17 protein-coding genes are annotated in these 15,326 nt (G+C 61.6%); 8 read left to right on the top strand and 9 right to left on the bottom strand.

Annotated elements, in window-relative coordinates; genetic code table 11:
* Positions 1-76: 76 nt before the first annotated feature.
* Together AC3WKX_RS03235 and atzF are read right to left on the bottom strand one after the other, a co-directional pair.
* Complete coding sequence (locus tag AC3WKX_RS03235) at positions 77-763, bottom strand: GntR family transcriptional regulator (protein WP_003215120.1); 687 nt, start codon at positions 761-763, stop codon at positions 77-79.
* Between the two features lie 2 nt (positions 764-765).
* The gene (gene atzF / locus AC3WKX_RS03230) at positions 766-2,565 is read right to left on the bottom strand and encodes an allophanate hydrolase (protein ID WP_102604942.1); all 1,800 of its coding nucleotides are present in this window, start codon (positions 2,563-2,565) and stop codon (positions 766-768) included.
* 265 nt (positions 2,566-2,830) lie between these two features.
* Between atzF and AC3WKX_RS03225 the strand changes: the two genes are divergently transcribed.
* Positions 2,831-4,207, top strand: coding sequence for a pyridoxal-phosphate dependent enzyme (locus AC3WKX_RS03225; RefSeq protein WP_102604943.1), 1,377 nt, complete (start codon positions 2,831-2,833; stop codon positions 4,205-4,207).
* Complete coding sequence (locus AC3WKX_RS03220) at positions 4,204-5,370, top strand: cystathionine gamma-synthase (protein ID WP_102604944.1); 1,167 nt, start codon at positions 4,204-4,206, stop codon at positions 5,368-5,370. The genes AC3WKX_RS03225 and AC3WKX_RS03220 overlap by 4 nt, the downstream gene beginning before the upstream one ends.
* A 42-nt stretch (positions 5,371-5,412) precedes the next feature.
* Here AC3WKX_RS03220 and iolG read toward each other — a convergent pair whose 3' ends face one another.
* Both iolG and AC3WKX_RS03210 read right to left on the bottom strand, forming a co-directional pair.
* Positions 5,413-6,417, bottom strand: coding sequence for an inositol 2-dehydrogenase (iolG, locus tag AC3WKX_RS03215; RefSeq protein ID WP_102604945.1), 1,005 nt, complete (start codon positions 6,415-6,417; stop codon positions 5,413-5,415).
* Between the two features lie 36 nt (positions 6,418-6,453).
* Positions 6,454-7,479, bottom strand: a complete 1,026-nt coding sequence (locus AC3WKX_RS03210) for a LacI family DNA-binding transcriptional regulator (protein WP_003215111.1) — start codon at positions 7,477-7,479, stop codon at positions 6,454-6,456.
* Positions 7,480-7,602: 123 nt separating this feature from the next.
* Between AC3WKX_RS03210 and AC3WKX_RS03205 the strand changes: the two genes are divergently transcribed.
* Genes AC3WKX_RS03205 through AC3WKX_RS03195 form a run of 3 tightly spaced genes read left to right on the top strand, consistent with a single transcriptional unit; the run spans position 7,603 to position 10,562 of the window.
* Positions 7,603-8,448 carry an SDR family oxidoreductase gene (locus AC3WKX_RS03205; RefSeq protein WP_003215109.1) on the top strand — a complete coding sequence of 282 codons (846 nt, stop codon included), beginning with the start codon at positions 7,603-7,605 and terminating at the stop codon, positions 8,446-8,448.
* Positions 8,448-9,590, top strand: a complete 1,143-nt coding sequence (locus tag AC3WKX_RS03200) for a phytanoyl-CoA dioxygenase family protein (protein ID WP_102604946.1) — start codon at positions 8,448-8,450, stop codon at positions 9,588-9,590. Before AC3WKX_RS03205 ends, AC3WKX_RS03200 begins: the two co-directional genes overlap by 1 nt.
* A gap of 48 nt (positions 9,591-9,638) precedes the next feature.
* Positions 9,639-10,562, top strand: coding sequence for a substrate-binding domain-containing protein (locus tag AC3WKX_RS03195; RefSeq protein WP_102604947.1), 924 nt, complete (start codon positions 9,639-9,641; stop codon positions 10,560-10,562).
* Here the strand turns inward: AC3WKX_RS03195 and AC3WKX_RS03190 are convergent.
* Together AC3WKX_RS03190 and AC3WKX_RS03185 are read right to left on the bottom strand one after the other, a co-directional pair.
* Entirely contained in the window at positions 10,552-10,974 is a 423-nt protein-coding gene (locus AC3WKX_RS03190; protein ID WP_102369213.1) for an MAPEG family protein, read from the bottom strand. The two genes, AC3WKX_RS03195 and AC3WKX_RS03190, sit on opposite strands and share 11 nt — an antisense overlap.
* Entirely contained in the window at positions 10,974-11,291 is a 318-nt protein-coding gene (locus tag AC3WKX_RS03185) for a DUF2834 domain-containing protein (protein ID WP_003215101.1), read from the bottom strand. Before AC3WKX_RS03185 ends, AC3WKX_RS03190 begins: the two co-directional genes overlap by 1 nt.
* A 116-nt stretch (positions 11,292-11,407) precedes the next feature.
* Here AC3WKX_RS03185 and AC3WKX_RS03180 point away from each other — a divergent pair, with 116 nt between their 5' ends.
* Complete coding sequence (locus tag AC3WKX_RS03180; protein ID WP_173883029.1) at positions 11,408-12,217, top strand: helix-turn-helix domain-containing protein; 810 nt, start codon at positions 11,408-11,410, stop codon at positions 12,215-12,217.
* Positions 12,218-12,235: 18 nt separating this feature from the next.
* Here the strand turns inward: AC3WKX_RS03180 and AC3WKX_RS03175 are convergent, their stop codons facing one another.
* Positions 12,236-12,652, bottom strand: coding sequence for a hypothetical protein (locus AC3WKX_RS03175; RefSeq protein ID WP_003215097.1), 417 nt, complete (start codon positions 12,650-12,652; stop codon positions 12,236-12,238).
* Between the two features lie 288 nt (positions 12,653-12,940).
* Between AC3WKX_RS03175 and AC3WKX_RS03170 the strand changes: the two genes are divergently transcribed.
* Positions 12,941-13,306 (top strand): hypothetical protein, encoded by a 366-nt coding sequence (locus AC3WKX_RS03170; RefSeq protein WP_003215095.1) that lies wholly within the window; start codon positions 12,941-12,943, stop codon positions 13,304-13,306.
* A gap of 6 nt (positions 13,307-13,312) precedes the next feature.
* On the opposite strand, the gene AC3WKX_RS03165 is transcribed toward AC3WKX_RS03170, so the two are convergent.
* Both AC3WKX_RS03165 and AC3WKX_RS03160 read right to left on the bottom strand, forming a co-directional pair.
* On the bottom strand, positions 13,313-14,047 hold the full coding sequence (locus AC3WKX_RS03165) for a CPBP family glutamic-type intramembrane protease (protein WP_102604949.1): 735 nt from the start codon (positions 14,045-14,047) through the stop codon (positions 13,313-13,315).
* A 6-nt stretch (positions 14,048-14,053) separates the two neighbouring features.
* Positions 14,054-14,524, bottom strand: coding sequence for a RidA family protein (locus AC3WKX_RS03160; protein ID WP_102604950.1), 471 nt, complete (start codon positions 14,522-14,524; stop codon positions 14,054-14,056).
* Between the two features lie 255 nt (positions 14,525-14,779).
* Between AC3WKX_RS03160 and AC3WKX_RS03155 the strand changes: the two genes are divergently transcribed.
* Entirely contained in the window at positions 14,780-15,211 is a 432-nt protein-coding gene (locus AC3WKX_RS03155) for a nuclear transport factor 2 family protein (RefSeq protein ID WP_003215089.1), read from the top strand.
* Positions 15,212-15,326: the final 115 nt, after the last annotated feature.

The raw sequence follows: 15,326 nt of genomic DNA, 5'->3' as shown, positions 1-15,326 counted from the left end.
AACATAAGGTGACCGGTTTTGGGGGCGCTTCGCACCCCAGCGGGAGCAAGCTCCCTCGCCACAGGACACGGAGGGCTTATCCTCTCGCCACCGCCAACCGATGCAACGTGATCTTGCGCACCTCCTGCTTGCTCACCTCGATGTGAGTCTTGAGCAGTTGCTGCGCCAGATCGCGGTGCCGTGCCGAGATCGCATCGAGGATGCTTGCGTGTTCCTCATAGGTCGCTGCGATACGTGATTGCTGAGTGAAATCCAGCCGCCGAATGATGCGGATTTTCTCGGTTATCTCGTAATGCATGCGCGCCATTTCAGCGTTGCCCGTGGCCTGCACCAACCCGCAGTGGAACTCCTCATCCAGCGCGCAGACGACCTGTGCGTCATCCAGCCGCGCACTTTCGTCCACCCGCCAGATCGCTTCAAGCCGTTCAAGCCCCTGCTCCGCCATGCCACACAAGCGGCTGACGGCGGCCAACTCCAGCACGATTCTTACGTCGTAAAGCTCTTCGAAATAGTTGAAGTCGAACGGCCGCACCTGCCAGCCACTCCTGAAAAACACCTCCAGGTACCCTTCCCGCTCCAGCCGATACAGCGCCTGGCGCACCGGCGTACGGCTGGCCTGCATGCGCTCGGCCACGTCACCCTCACTGAAGCGGTCACCCGGCAACAAACGAAAGTCGAAGATGTCGTCCTTCAACTGCTGGTAAACCCGTTCCGCCAGGCTGTCCGGCCGTTCGCTGGGCTTTCTCATGGTCGAGAGCTGCATGGCTATTTCCTGCTCGCCATGTAGGCGCGCCAGCCGCCGAATTCGGTGATGTCAGTAGCGCCTGCCAGGGCCCAGGGCTCGCAGATAAACCCCTTTACGCTGCGCCCATCCGCCAGGGTCAGGTTGCCGATGCCCAGCGGCGCAGGGATCTCGGCGACGAACTCACCAAAGCGTGCGACAGGCATGTCCCACAGCTCGACGATGATCGAGCGGCCCGAGTCATCCCTGGCCAGCCCCGGCTTGGGCGGAACCGTGCCCGGCAGTGCATGCAAGCGGTAGTTGCCCGCTGTCAGGGTTTGCTCCACCAGCACGGCGTTGCGGCTGGTCAGCTGGAAGTTCAGCGGCATCCCGGTGAGATGTGCCCCAACCACTGCCACCCGCACGCTGCCTGGCGCCTGTCGCGCCGGTGCCGGTTGCGGCAGATTGCGTTGGGTAGCGCCCAGCGGAAGATCAAGGCCGGCCTGCCAACGCTTGCCCAGATGCGCCAGGGCGGCGTCGTGCCAGGCCGGTGCGATAAGGGTGACGCCGCACGGCAGGCCGTCGCTGCGCAGCCCGGCGGGCACGGCCAGTGCCGAGAGGTCGGCCAGGTTGGTGAAGTTGGTGTAGAAGCCAAACTGCGAGTTGTAGAGCACCGGCTCCACGGCCATTTCCGCCAGGGTGCGGATCGTCGGCGATGTCGGCACCAGCAAGGCGTCGAAACCGGCCAGGGTGTCGTTGATGCGGCGGCTCAGTTCGGCGCGCAGGTATTCGGCTTTATAGGCATCGCAGGCGCTGTACGTGTGACCGTTTTCCACAATACCACGCACCACCGGGTTGATCGCTTCGGCGTTGCTGGCGAGCATGCCTTCCAGTGCCACCGTGCGCTCCGCAACCCAGGAGCCGTAATAGAGCTGCTCGGCGAGTTGCTGAAACGGGCTGAAATCCACCGCCGTGATTTCGGCGCCGAGGGACTGGAACCTGAGCAGCGCCTGTTCAAATACGGCCTGGTTCTGCGCGTCGCCAAAAAACTCCAGGCTGGCCGGAACCGCCAGCTTGATCGTGGCGCCGACCGCTACAGGAGCAGTGTTGGGATTGACGCGTGAATAGGCGTCGCTGGCGTCGTAAGCAGCAGCGAGGCCCGCAACCGTCTCGGCATCTTCAACCGTCAGCGCAAACACCGAAATACAGTCCACGGTACGACAGGCCGGCACCAGTCCGGTGTTGGACAAGCGCCCCTTGGTCGGCTTCAACCCGACAATATTGTTGAAGCCCGCCGGCACCCGCCCGGAACCGGCGGTGTCGGTGCCCAGGGAAAACGCCACCAGCCCGCGGGCAACCACCGAGGCCGAACCCGAGCTGGAACCGCCGCTGACATAGTCCGGGTTAAAACTGTTGCCCACCGCGCCGTAGGGCGAGCGTGTACCGACCAGGCCGGTGGCGAACTGATCGAGGTTGGTCTTGCCCATCAGGATCGCCCCGGCCGCCCGCAGCCGGGTCACCACCGTGGCATCCGCCGCAGCGCGATAGGCAAACTCCGGACACGCCGCCGTGGTTTCCCAACCCGCCGCATCAATATTGTCCTTGATGGCAAACGGCACGCCATACAACGGCAACTGGTCGATATCGCCGTCGACCGCCGCAAGCCGCTCGGCCAACTGCGCCAGCTGGTCACGCAATTGCTGCGGTTGCACCTGGCTGATCCAGGCATTGTCCTCGGAGGGAAACGTGCTCGCCAGGGTCAACAGGATATCGGGAGTCAGCGCCTGGCTGCGGTAGGCAGCTTGCCATTCACCCAGGGTCCAGCCGAGTTGTTCGTTGCGCATTGAGGATTCCATCTTGTATCCAAGTTTGGATTTCTTTTAGCAATCCCTGGGCCAATCAGCTGCAAGCCAATGAATACGTGAGGTTGACAGAAAACCCGCCGATGGATCGCCTCCAGCCGTGCTCCGTCATGAAGCAGCAATGCGCCAAAAAAAGACATTCTGGCGGCCGCGCGGTTGCGAGCGGCCCGATACCGGCCTATGTTCGAAACCATGTTGTAAACGCTGCTGTCCATCCCATACGCCCTTTCCGTAGCCAGGTGACGACATGCCCACCGCTTCCCGCCCCGCCGTGCTCGAACTGATTGGCAATACCCCGCTGGTGCGGGTCAGCCGCTTCGATACCGGCCCGTGCACGCTGTTCCTCAAGCTTGAATCCCAGAACCCCGGCGGCTCCATCAAGGACCGCATTGGCCTGGCCATGATCGACGCCGCCGAGCGCGATGGCCGCCTGCGCCCCGGCGGCACCATCATCGAAGCCACCGCCGGCAATACCGGCCTCGGCCTGGCCCTGGTGGGACGCGCCAAAGGCTACCGGGTGGTGCTGGTGGTGCCGGACAAGATGTCCACCGAGAAAGTCTTGCACCTGAAAGCCATGGGCGCCGAGGTGCACATCACCCGCTCGGATGTCGGCAAGGGCCACCCCGAGTATTACCAGGATGTGGCGGCGCGACTGGCCAAGGACATTCCTGATTCGTTCTTCGCCGACCAGTTCAACAACCCGGCCAACCCCCTGGCCCACGAGACCAGCACCGCCCCGGAAATCTGGGCCCAGACCCAACATGACCTGGATGCCATCGTGGTTGGCGTTGGCTCGGCCGGCACCCTCACCGGCCTGACGCGCTTCTTCAAACGCGTGCAACCTGACCTGGCCATGGTGCTGGCCGACCCGGTCGGCTCGGTGATGGCCGAGTACAGCCGCAGCGGCACCATGACCGAACCCGGCTCGTGGGCCGTGGAAGGTATCGGCGAAGACTTCATCCCCTCGATCGCCGACCTCTCCAGCGTGCGCCACGCCTATTCCATCAGCGACGAAGAAAGCTTCGACCACGCCCGCCAACTGCTGCGGGCCGAAGGCATTCTCGGTGGCTCCTCCACCGGCGCCCTGCTGGCCGCCGCCCTGCGTTATTGCCGCGAACAGACCGAGCCCAAGCGCGTGGTCACCTTCGTCTGCGACACCGGCACGCGCTACCTGTCGAAGGTCTACAACGACCAATGGATGAACGACGCCGGCCTGCTGCAATACAAACACTACGGCGACCTGCGCGACCTGATCGCCCGTCGTTTCGAGGATGGCCGGGTGATCAGCGTCGGCCCCGACGACAGCCTGCTCACCGCCTTCCAGCGCATGCGCCTGGCCGACGTCTCACAGCTGCCGGTGCTGGTGGACGGCAAGCAACTGGTGGGGGTGCTCGACGAGTCGGATGTATTGCTCGGCCTGCATCAGAACGCCGCGCACTTTTCCATGACCGTGGGCAGCGCCATGACCAACGCCCTTCACACCCTCGCACCCAGCGCCAGCCTTGCGCAATTGCAGGCCGAGCTGGATCGCGGGCTGGTGGCAATCATTGCCGACGCCTCGGGCTTTCACGGCCTGATCACCCGCGTCGACCTGCTCAATCACCTACGGAGATCCCTTGCATGACCCAGCACGATAAAAGCGCCTTCGCCACCCGCGTGATCCATGCCGGGCAATCCCCGGACCCGACCACCGGGGCGCTGATGCCGCCGATCTACGCCAACTCCACCTACCTGCAAGACAGCCCCGGCGTTCACAAAGGCTTTGACTACGGACGCTCCCACAACCCGACGCGCTTTGCCCTGGAACGCTGCGTGGCCGACCTGGAAGGCGGCACCCAGGCGTTCGCCTTCGCCTCCGGGCTGGCGGCGATTTCCACCGTGCTGGAACTGCTCGACGCCGGTTCCCACGTGGTTTCCGGCAATGACTTGTACGGCGGCACCTTCCGCCTGTTCGACAAAGTGCGCCAGCGCAGCGCCGGGCATCGCTTCAGCTTCGTCGACCTGACCGACCTGTCGGCCTTCGAAGCCGCGCTGCAGGACGACACGCGGATGGTCTGGGTCGAAACCCCGAGCAACCCGCTGCTGAGCCTGACCGATCTCAGTGCCATCTCCCGCATCTGCAAGGCCCGGGGCATCATCTGCGTGGCCGACAACACCTTCGCCAGCCCGTGGATCCAGCGCCCGCTGGAGCTGGGTTTCGACATCGTGGTGCACTCCACCACCAAGTACCTCAACGGCCACTCCGATGTGATCGGCGGCATTGCGGTGGTCGGCCAGAATCCTGAACTGGCCGAGCGCCTGGGCTTCCTGCAGAACTCCGTGGGCGCGATTGCCGGGCCGTTCGACGCATTCCTGACCTTGCGCGGGGTGAAGACCCTGGCGCTGCGCATGGAGCGCCATTGCAGCAATGCGCTGGAACTGGCGACGTGGCTGGAGCAACAGCCGCAAGTGGCGCGGGTTTATTACCCAGGCCTGGCATCACACCCGCAGCATGAGCTGGCACGCCGGCAGATGCGCGGGTTTGGCGGGATGATTTCGGTGGACCTGAAAAGCGACCTGGCAGGAGCGACACGCTTCCTGGAAAACGTGAAGATCTTTGCGTTGGCTGAAAGCCTGGGGGGCGTTGAAAGCCTGATCGAGCACCCGGCGATCATGACCCATGCGAGCATACCGGCAGATACCCGGGCGCAGCTGGGGATTGGTGACGGGTTGGTGCGGTTGTCGGTGGGGGTTGAGGACGTGGAAGACCTGCGGGCGGATCTGGCGCAGGCGTTGGCAAAAATCTAACGCGCAATCTGCCGGAGCGAGCATGCCCGCTCCGGCAACACCTTAAATAGCGTAATTGACCTCAACCATTCGCCCGGTCTTGATGGACTCCAGCGCACAGTCCGCCAAGTGCAACGCATACAGCCCATCGCGCATGTTGGTGGGCAGCGCGCGCCCCGCGCTCAGTGCCTGGATAAACTGCCCCAACTCATTGCGGTAGGCATCCGCATAACGCTCCAGGAAGAAATGCTGCAACGGCTCCAACGCCTCGGTGTGCTCGTGGTTCCAATGGCGCAAGGTGCTGGGTCGATGGTTATCCGTGAGCAGCACCCCCTTGGCCCCGGATACCTCAAGTCGCTGGTCATACCCGTAGACCGCCTCCCGACAGCAGTTGATATGGCACTGTTTCCCGGATGCGGTGCGCAGCAGCACCATCACGCTGTCGAAGTCGTCAATCTGCGCCAGGCTCGGATCTACCAGCCGGCTGGCTATCGCGCTGACTTCGATGGGCTCTTCACCCAGCAGGTGCCGCGCCATGTCGAAGTCATGAATGGTCATGTCCCGCAGGATGCCGCCGGAATGTGCCAGGTAATCCCGTGGCGCCAACCCCGGGTCGCGGCTGGTGATGATCACCTGCCGCACAGCACCAATTTGCCCCGCGTCGATGGCCTGGCGCAGGCGCAGCGTGTCGGGATCGAAGCGGCGGTTGAAGCCCAGCATTACTTTACCGCCCTCGCGCTCCACAGCTTGCGCCGCCGCCCGCGCCTTGGCGAAATCCAGGTCAATGGGCTTCTCGCACAGCACGGCCTTGCCCTGGGACACGGCCGCCAGCAGCAAATCGATATGAGTGTCGGTGGGTGTGCCAATCACCACCGCGTCGATATCGTCCCGACTTAGCACTGCTGCGCAGTCATAGGCCGCCTCGCAACCCAGCTGCGCAGCCAAGCCATCGACGCCCTCCCGCCAGGGGTCGGCGACCACCACCAGAGTGGCATCAGGATGGGCCGCGACATTGGCCGCGTGAATGTTGGCGATGCGCCCTGCACCAAGGACAGCGATACGTAGCATGGTCGAACTCCTGGGATTGTTATTGGGTGTGGAGATTCAGTCCGGCAGGTTGAACGGTGTGACGATCTGTACCTGTGACGGCGCAATCGGCCCAGCCTTCCACAGCCGATGAAATTGCAGGATGTGCAGGAACACATGGCGCGCATCGATCTGCAGGTTGTGATCGATAATCGCGGCGACTTTTTCTTCAGCCAACAGCTGGCGATTCTCTTCGTCGAGGTCGTGAGCAATAAACACGTCCAACGGGCGATCCAGAGCCGCGAAGGCGTCGACAATTGCCCGGTTGCCACCGCCGACGCTGTACACCGCCTTCAGTTCGGGATGCTGCTTCAACGCATCGGTGACCCGGGCAAATGTTCGGTCATACACGCCGTACCCACCGCTGATATCCAGTACCCGCAGGTGCGTCGCACGGCCGCGCAGCCACATGCGAAAACCCATTTCGCGTTCTTCCTCGCCCCGGAACAATTCACTGCCAATCACCACCGCCACTTCCTGGGGTTGGGGTGACAGCCAGCGGGACAGAAGGTACGCGGCGGTTTGTCCAGCGGTGCGGTTATCCATGCCTACGTAGCCGATGCGCTCGCTGTGGGGCAGATCGGTGACCAGGGTCACCACCGGAATACCTGCGGCCGCCAGGTGCTTGACCGCCAGATTCACCGCCGGCTCGTCCGCGGCCTTGAGCACCACACCCTGGCTGCCGGTCTCGAGGCAGCGCAGCAATTGGTCGTGCATCGCCTGAGGCTCGATCTCTTCGAACACATGAAACCGCGGGGCGATACGAAACGGTGCCAGGCTGCCCAGTTGGGCGGTGATGGCGGCCTGCACCGCCGCACTGAAGCGCTTGGGCGTGTGCATGATCACATCGACATGAAAGGTACGGCCTACTGCCAGGCCATTTTTTTCCTGGGATTCCAGCTCATCCAGAGCCTGTTCGATACGCCGCCGGGTTTGGGCGTGCACGCTGCCGCGCTCATGCAAGACGCGATCGACTGTCGCCTTGCTGACGCCCGCCTGGGTGGCCAGTTGCTTGATGGAAAAGTGTTTAGCGCGTTCGAGCATGCTGTTGGACCTGAGGTCTTTTTGAGGTTTTTTTGAGACTCGTTGAGGTGACCGCAATGCTAGTCTCAGTTTTGCCCGGCGTCGAGCCCGGCCTTCAAAACAACAAAAACCCAGGAGACCCCGATGCCTTCAACCGACCTCAGCCATACCTTCAAAGGCCAATACTTTGTCGTCACCGGCAGCACCCAGGGATTGGGGGCTGCCGTCGCCCATACCCTGGCGCGGCGCGGTGCTGCCGGCCTGATCATCTGCGGACGCCGTCCGGACCAGGGCCAGGAGCAAGTACGGCAGTTGGCAGCGCTCGATTGCCGCGCGGTGTTTGTCCAGGCGGACCTGGAACAGATTGGCGACTGCCGCGCCGTGATCGAGGCGGCCCGTGCCCACTTCGGCACCCTCCACGGGCTGATCAACTGCGCCGGGATGTCGGATCGCGGCACCATTCTCGACACCTCCCCCGAACTGTTTGATCGACTATTTGCGGTCAATGTGAGGGCGCCGTTTTTCCTGATGCAGGAAGCCTTGAAGCTGATGATCAGCCAGAGGGTTGAAGGTGCAGTGGTCAATATCCAGAGTGTCACCGGCCACGGCGGGCAATCGTTCTTGAGTGCCTACGCGGCGTCCAAGGGCGCTCTCGCGATTCTGACCAAAAACGTGGCGTTCAGCGCCCTGCGCAACCGGATTCGGGTCAACGGCTTGAACATCGGCTGGATGGACACACCGCACGAGGATGAAATCCAGCGGCACTACCACGGTGCCGGGGATGCCTGGTTGGAAGCCGCCGAAGCCGCACAGCCCTTCGGCCGCCTGCTCAAACCTGAAGAGGTGGCCCGGAGCGTGGCATTTCTATTGTCACGCGAGTCGGGAATGATGACCGGCACGGTGATCGACCTGGAGCAAGGCGTCATCGGCTGTGGCGACGGCGGCACCCCACGCCCCGATCAGGCCTTGAGCCTGGTGGAGGGTGCGTGATGCCTGCCTTTGTCAGCGCCGATGCGGTGCAACTGGAAGATTTTCACTCGATCTGTGCCCAGCAGGCTGCTGCCGAGGACTACCCGCACTGCGCCGAAGTGTGCAGCAACATCCCGATCTATCAGGCCCAGGCACTGCGCAACGGCGATCGTCACGCCGTGCTGAACGAACTGCATCGCCTGTTCAGCCAAGGGCCGGGAGTGATGGTGGTGCGCCAGGGCTATGCCGACCTGGACGTGGTCGACCGTCACAGCCAGGTATTCGAAGCGATCTTTGCCCAAGAGGCTGCGCAAGGTGTGGCCGCCGACCACTTCGCCAAGGCCGGCAGTAACGGACGTATCTGGAACTCATTACAGAAGGCCGCACTGCAGTCGCCGGCATCCTTTGTCGAATATTACGCCAACCCACTGCTGGGGTTGATCGCACAAGCCTGGCTCGGCCCGGGCTACCAAGTCACGGCCCAGGTCAACGTGGTGCACCCCGGTGGCCAAGCCCAGCAACCGCACCGTGATTATCACCTCGGGTTCCAGACCATCGACGTGGTGGAGCGCTTTCCGTTGCCCCTGCACACGCTGTCCCAATACCTCACGCTGCAAGGGGCCGTGGCCCATAGCGACATGCCCCTGGAAACCGGCCCGACCCAACTGCTGCCGTTTTCCCAGCAATACCCACTGGGCTACCTGGCCTGGAGGCGCACTGAATTCATCGAGTACTTCCAGCAGCATGCCGTGCAATTGCCGCTGAACAAAGGTGACCTGCTGTTCTTCAACCCGGCCCTGTTTCACGCCGCTGGCACCAATCGCACACCGGACCGCCAGCGCATGGCCAACCTGCTGCAAATCTCCTCGGCGTTCGGCAAAACGATGGAGGCTGTGGACCGCGACCGGATGATGCTGGCGCTGTACCCCTGCCTGTTGGAGCGCCTGGCGGACAACGTCATGGATGGCGAGGCGCTGCACGCGGTGATCGCCTGCACCGCCGATGGCTATTCCTTTCCCACCAACCTGGATACCGACCCACCCTTACAGGGCCTGGCTCCGCAAACCGGGCAGCAACTGATGTTGCAGGCACTGAACGAACGCTGGCCCTGCGAGACCTTTGCCGAACGCGTTGCGCAACTACACGCCAAACGCCAAGGCTGAGGAATGTTTTCAACGTCTTTCAAAACAACAAAAAAACGGACTGACACCATGAAAAAACAGCTGCTGACCTTGCTCCTGACCCTCATCGTTACCCCGCTAGCCCTCGCCGAGACACGCATCGGCGTCAGCATCGCCCAGGTGGACGACGTGTTCCTCGCCCAGATGCGTGACTACATGGCGACCCACGCCAGGGACCTCACCGACGTGACCCTGCAATTCGAAGACGCCCAAGGCGATGTGGTGCGCCAACTGAACCAGGTGCAGAGCTTTTCTGCCCAAGGCATGGACGCGATTATCGTCAACGCGGTCGACACCGCCGCCACCCAGAAAATGACCGTAAATGCCCAGCAGGCGGGTATCCCGTTGGTGTACGTCAACCGTCGCCCGGACATCCCGGTCCTGCCGGCCGGGGTGGGTTATGTCGGCTCGGACGAGATCAAAGCGGGCGAGATTCAGATGCGCTACCTCGCGGAAAAAATGAACGGCAAGGGCAACCTCGCAATCATGCTCGGCTTGCTCTCCAACAACGCCACCCACAACCGCACACAGGGCGTGAAAAACGTACTGAAGGATTACCCCAACATCCATATCGTCGAAGAACAAAGCGCCGACTGGCAGCGCAGCAAGGCCATGGACCTGATGAACAACTGGATCGTCTCGGGCAAGAAAATCGACGCCGTGGCGGCCAATGCCGATGAAATGGCTATCGGTGCCGCGATGGCGATTACCCAGGCCGGTATGCACCCTGGCAAGGACATCCTGGTGGGCGGCAGCGACGGCGGACCCGCCGGCCTGGATGCGATCAAAAAAGATCTATTGGTAGTCACGGCCTATCAGGACAACAAGGGCCAGGCCGTCGGCTCGATTGACCTGGCGCTGAAGATGATCAGGAAGCAGCCCTACACGGCGGAGCTGACCATTCCCTATCAACAGATCACCAAGGACAACTATCAGGCCTTTCTCACCCCTTGATTGTTATCAGCCCAGCGCCAAGCAGACCGGCCAGCCCCGACAAACAGAGCACTCCCACTCCATAAGCGAGGGTGCGCCAGGGCTGGCGGCCGCTCAGATACATCACCGTATGCATCACACGGGCAGCGGTGAACAGACAGAACAACCCCGCGGTAGCGGTGCCTGGCGTTTCCATCGCCAGGCACAGGCCACCCAAAATGAAGAACAACGGAATATTTTCCAGATCATTGGCCCAAGCCTTTTCGGCCCGGGAGACTTGCGGTAACTCCTCTGGATTCGCATCGCGATGGAAGAAAGCTGCATCCTCGTGGTTAGTGAATGCACGGAATCTGAGTCGAAAGAAACCCTGGTAACAGGAGATCGCCAGCATCTTCAAGAACAGCACCAGTACGCACAACGCATAAACCTCCATCACCGGCCCCCTGAAGGTTCGCGGAACCCGTTGACCACGATATACAGCAGCGGACCGATGGATACGAAAACCGCCGTTACCAGTAAATAGGGCAACACCGACGCCAGGGATTTGCCCCTGGCCCGCGCATCCCGGTACATCCATACGCCCGCCAAGGCCGCCATCAGATACAAGTCAATCACCACCTGGGCAGTATCCGGCCTCGATATCAATTCACGTCCGAACGCCATGAGCGATTGTTCGGCGATCAGCATCGTGATCAATGTGTACAGGGCAAAAGCCAACAGCCCGGCCAGGGCAATCCAGGGTCTGCGCATGTTCTCCTCCTTGGAGACAACGGTTCGGGAAGCTGCACATTAGTGATAACGTCGTTCCCCTCTCAATGACCTCGAAGGTCATCGACACCACCGACCCGCACGGCCAGAGTCAACCCATGAGCAGCCAACCTTTCCCCCGCGCCAACCCCGACACTACCGCCGGCACGCAACTGCGCGTGCTGCGTCGGCACGCCAGATTGAGCCAGCTGGAACTGGCGCTGATCACCGGGGTTTCCCAACGCCACCTGAGCTGCATCGAGACCGGGCGCGCCAAGCCGAGCCCGGGCACCTTGCATAATTTGCTGATGGCGCTGGAGGTTCCGCTGGAGCAATGCAACAGCGTGTTCCTCGCTGCCGGCTTCGCCCCGCGCTATGAGGCAACCCCGCTCTCCTCGCCCTCCATGGAGGCTATTCGCGAGGCAATCAGCCATGTGCTCCACGCGAACAATCCTGCACCGGCGATCGTGCTGGGCAGCCACTGGGAAGTGCTAGCCGCCAACGCCAGTACCCAGGTGCTGTTCGAGCTGGTGGGGATCAAACCGGAGGCGGCTGATGGGCTGAATTTGCTGGTCACCCTGCTACAGCCTGGCGGCCTGGGTGATCATTTGATCAACGCTGACGAAATCCGCACCATCGCCTGGCAACGGGCGACGCGCGAGGCGTTGGGCAACTCCGAACTTGCCAGGCTTCTGGACAGCCTGCCGGCCCCGCTAAGTACCGAAGCCTTGGTCAATGAACCGCCGCCACTGGTGCTGACACGCGTCAACTCCCGTGAAGGTGAGCTGAACTTCATGTCGACCTTCACCACCTTCGGCATGCCTCAGGACATCACGGTAACGTCGTTGCGCATCGAGCATTTGATTCCGGCGGATGCGCAGACGTGGCAGGTGATGACCGTGGCGTATGAGCGGTCATTGGTGAGGTAGAAAGCCGCGGCGGGGCCATTAGTTATTTGTCGTATTTTGCCCGCCATAGCTATTGGCGCGGCTCTTGGAGGAGGAGCCGTTGCTGTATTGGGTGTCTTGCCCGCCGTAGCTATTGGAGCGGCTCTTGGCTGAGGTGCCGTCGCTGTATTGAGTGTCTTGCCCACCATAGCTGTTGGAACGGGTCTTGGCCGAGGTGCCGTCGCCGTATTGGATATCCTGCCCGCCATAACTATTGGAGCGGCTCTTGGAGGAAGTACCATCGCTGTATTGGGTGTCTTGCCCACCGTAGCTATTGGCGCGACTCTTGGAAGAGGTGCCATTGTCGTATTCGCAATCGGACCCACCATAACTGTTCGCCCTGCACGTCTCGGCAACCGCTTGGTAAAGCGGCGCAGCCAACAAAACCGTGCCCAGCAAAACGACCTTAAGCTTCATGTTAATTCCTTGTAGAGGTGGCGATACGCTATTACAGACTGGAGATTCTGAACTTAGTTTCCAACGTTCTGAAATGCGCTCGCGCGAGCCGACGTGGCAACCCTTTGCCAGCCCCGGCAACTCCTGGCCTGCGCCCTGCCCCGGCAATACCACCCAGCCCGCGCCGCACAAGGCATGCAGCACATGGCCCGGGTTTTGCTCTGTTGCTGCTACCAATAAGGGAGCGGCACCATGATAGGAAGCACGACAAGTCTGTTAGCGCTGGGACAGAAGACTTTTACACAATCCATGGAAAACGGCACCCTGCGGGCCGGGAGGATTGAAGTCACCAACGCCACGCCCGAGATCAAGACCAAGCTGGAAGCCAGCTATCAGGAGCAAGTGCGCTCGACCGCGCAAACCGTTGCCACCGCCAGGGCCAATCCTTCATGGGCGACCTTCGACGATAAAGGCAACGCCGTCGAACTGCCCGATGTTCAGTCACTCAGCAAAAGCGACGCCACCCATGTGGCCAACGGTCTTCAGTACCTGCTCGATATCGGGCGCCTGGACGGCAAGACTGTCACCGCGAAAAATGGCGACCAGTCGACCGATAACATCGCGGTCTACAAAGACTGGCTCCAGGCCCACATCGGCGTTGATGTACAGGCCTGAGACGGTTCACACCATCGGCACGGCAATCAGCAAGATCGCCGTGCCATGGGTGGCCGTCGCCGCCACCACACCGTAGCGCATCCGCACCAGCCCGCAGGCCACGCCTTCAATCAGGGTAAAGGCCAACACTGGCCAGCCCAGTTGCGTCACGCTCAACGCCAGAAATGAATGGCACGCGGCGAACGCCAGCCCGCTGAGCAACGCCGCGAGCAGCGGCGTAACGTGCTGTTCGAGATAGCCCTGCAGGAAGCCGCGAAACAGCACCTCTTCCAGCGCATTGGCGCAGTAGGCAAGCACTAGCATGCCCATCATCCAGGTCCAGTAAGCCGGGATCGCCGCCGGTTCGATGCCTTGATACAGGCGCAATGGCAAGCCAATCACACAGCCGGCCACCAGCCCCACTGCCAGGCCCACAGCACGATTGCCCTTGAACAGCACCGTCAGTTGCCATAACTCCGGAGCCAGGCGCGCGAGCAGTGAAATCAGCCCAAGGGACAAGCCGCCGAGCGCAGCCAGCACGAAGGGGTTGGCCGTAAACTGGATCTGCACCTCAGTGCTCAGCGACCACATGCCCAGCGGCGTCATCGCATCGCGCATCAGCACGAACGCCAACAGCAGAATAACGATGCGCACGCCCGGCATTGTTTTCGGGGTGAGGCCGAACCACAGGCCAAACAGGATCAGCCCTGGCAGCAGATAAATCCCATAGTGAATCAGGACTGTAAAAGCGTCGGCGATCACTCGATGTCAGCCCTGCGCCACAGCGATCATGTCGACTTCCACGGCGGCACCCTTGGGCAGTTGCAGCACGCCCACCGAGGTGCGCGTGTGAGAACCGGCAGCCCCCAGGATCTCGTTCAACAGGTCCGACGCACCGTTGGCCACTTCGCTTTGCTGGTCGAAGTCATCCGCGCTGCGCACGTACACATTGATCTTGAGGATCGCCTTGACCTTGTCCAGCGAACCCAGTGCCTGCTTGAGCAACCCCAGGCAACGCAGTGCGCTGACGCCCGCGGCAATCTGTGCGTCGGCCAGGCTGAGGCTTTCGCCGACCTTGCCGGGCAACACGATGGCGTCACCCACCCGCGGAATCTGGCCGCTGATGTAGACGTGATTGCCGTCCCTCAGCAGCGGCGTGTAGTTGCCGCCGATCTTGAACTCGTTGAGTTGATAACCCAGGCGCACCATGGCCGCCGCATACTTTTGATCCGGTGTCATTTTTTTGTTTTCCTCAGTCGTTGCGAATCCACGCCATGAAGTCGCCGGCCACAGCATAGCTATGTGCCATTTCCACGGGAAGTGCCGACCGCTATTTCGCAAGTGATACGACAACCAATACTGGCAAACAGCGCTTATCTTCTAGCCAAGAACAAATTTCACTTTCCTTGATCCCGGTAAATACGGCATGGTTGTACGACGACTTAAAAACACAATCCGAGTCGTCCCGGTACCCACAACAACAAGGAAACACCCATGCAAAACGTCAAGGTTCTGATTGGTTTTCTGTGCCTGTTCAGCGGTTACGCGGCCGCCGCGCCCGCCGCAAGTGACAAGGATGTAGCCGCTGCGGTCGATCATCTGACCCAGGCCATGTTGCACAAGGACATCCCGCAACTGCAGGCCCTCACCGCGAACAACCTCACCTACGGCCATTCCAGCGGCAAGGTCCAGAACAAGCAGGAATTTATCGCCGACATTGAAACCGGCAGAAGTGGTTTCAAGACCCTGGAAATGCAGAAACAGACCATCACCCTCAATGGCGACACCGCCCTGGTGCGCAACCACTTTTCCGCACAGGCGGTGAACAGTGGCGTCGAGGTGCCCACCGAAATTGAAAACTTCCAGGTCTGGCAGAAGCAGAAAGGCAAATGGCTGCTGATCGGGCGCCAGGCCTACAAGTTCTGAGTCCCGCCTGGATCGTTCCCACGCTCTGCGTGGGAATGCATCCGGTGACGCTCTGCGTCACTATCGCGCAAATCTACAGCGGGACGCGGAGCGTCCAAGGCGGCGTTTCCCCCCC

The organism is Pseudomonas sp. GP01-A4, assembly GCF_058780865.1.
This window is presented reverse-complemented; position numbering and strand designations above follow the sequence as displayed.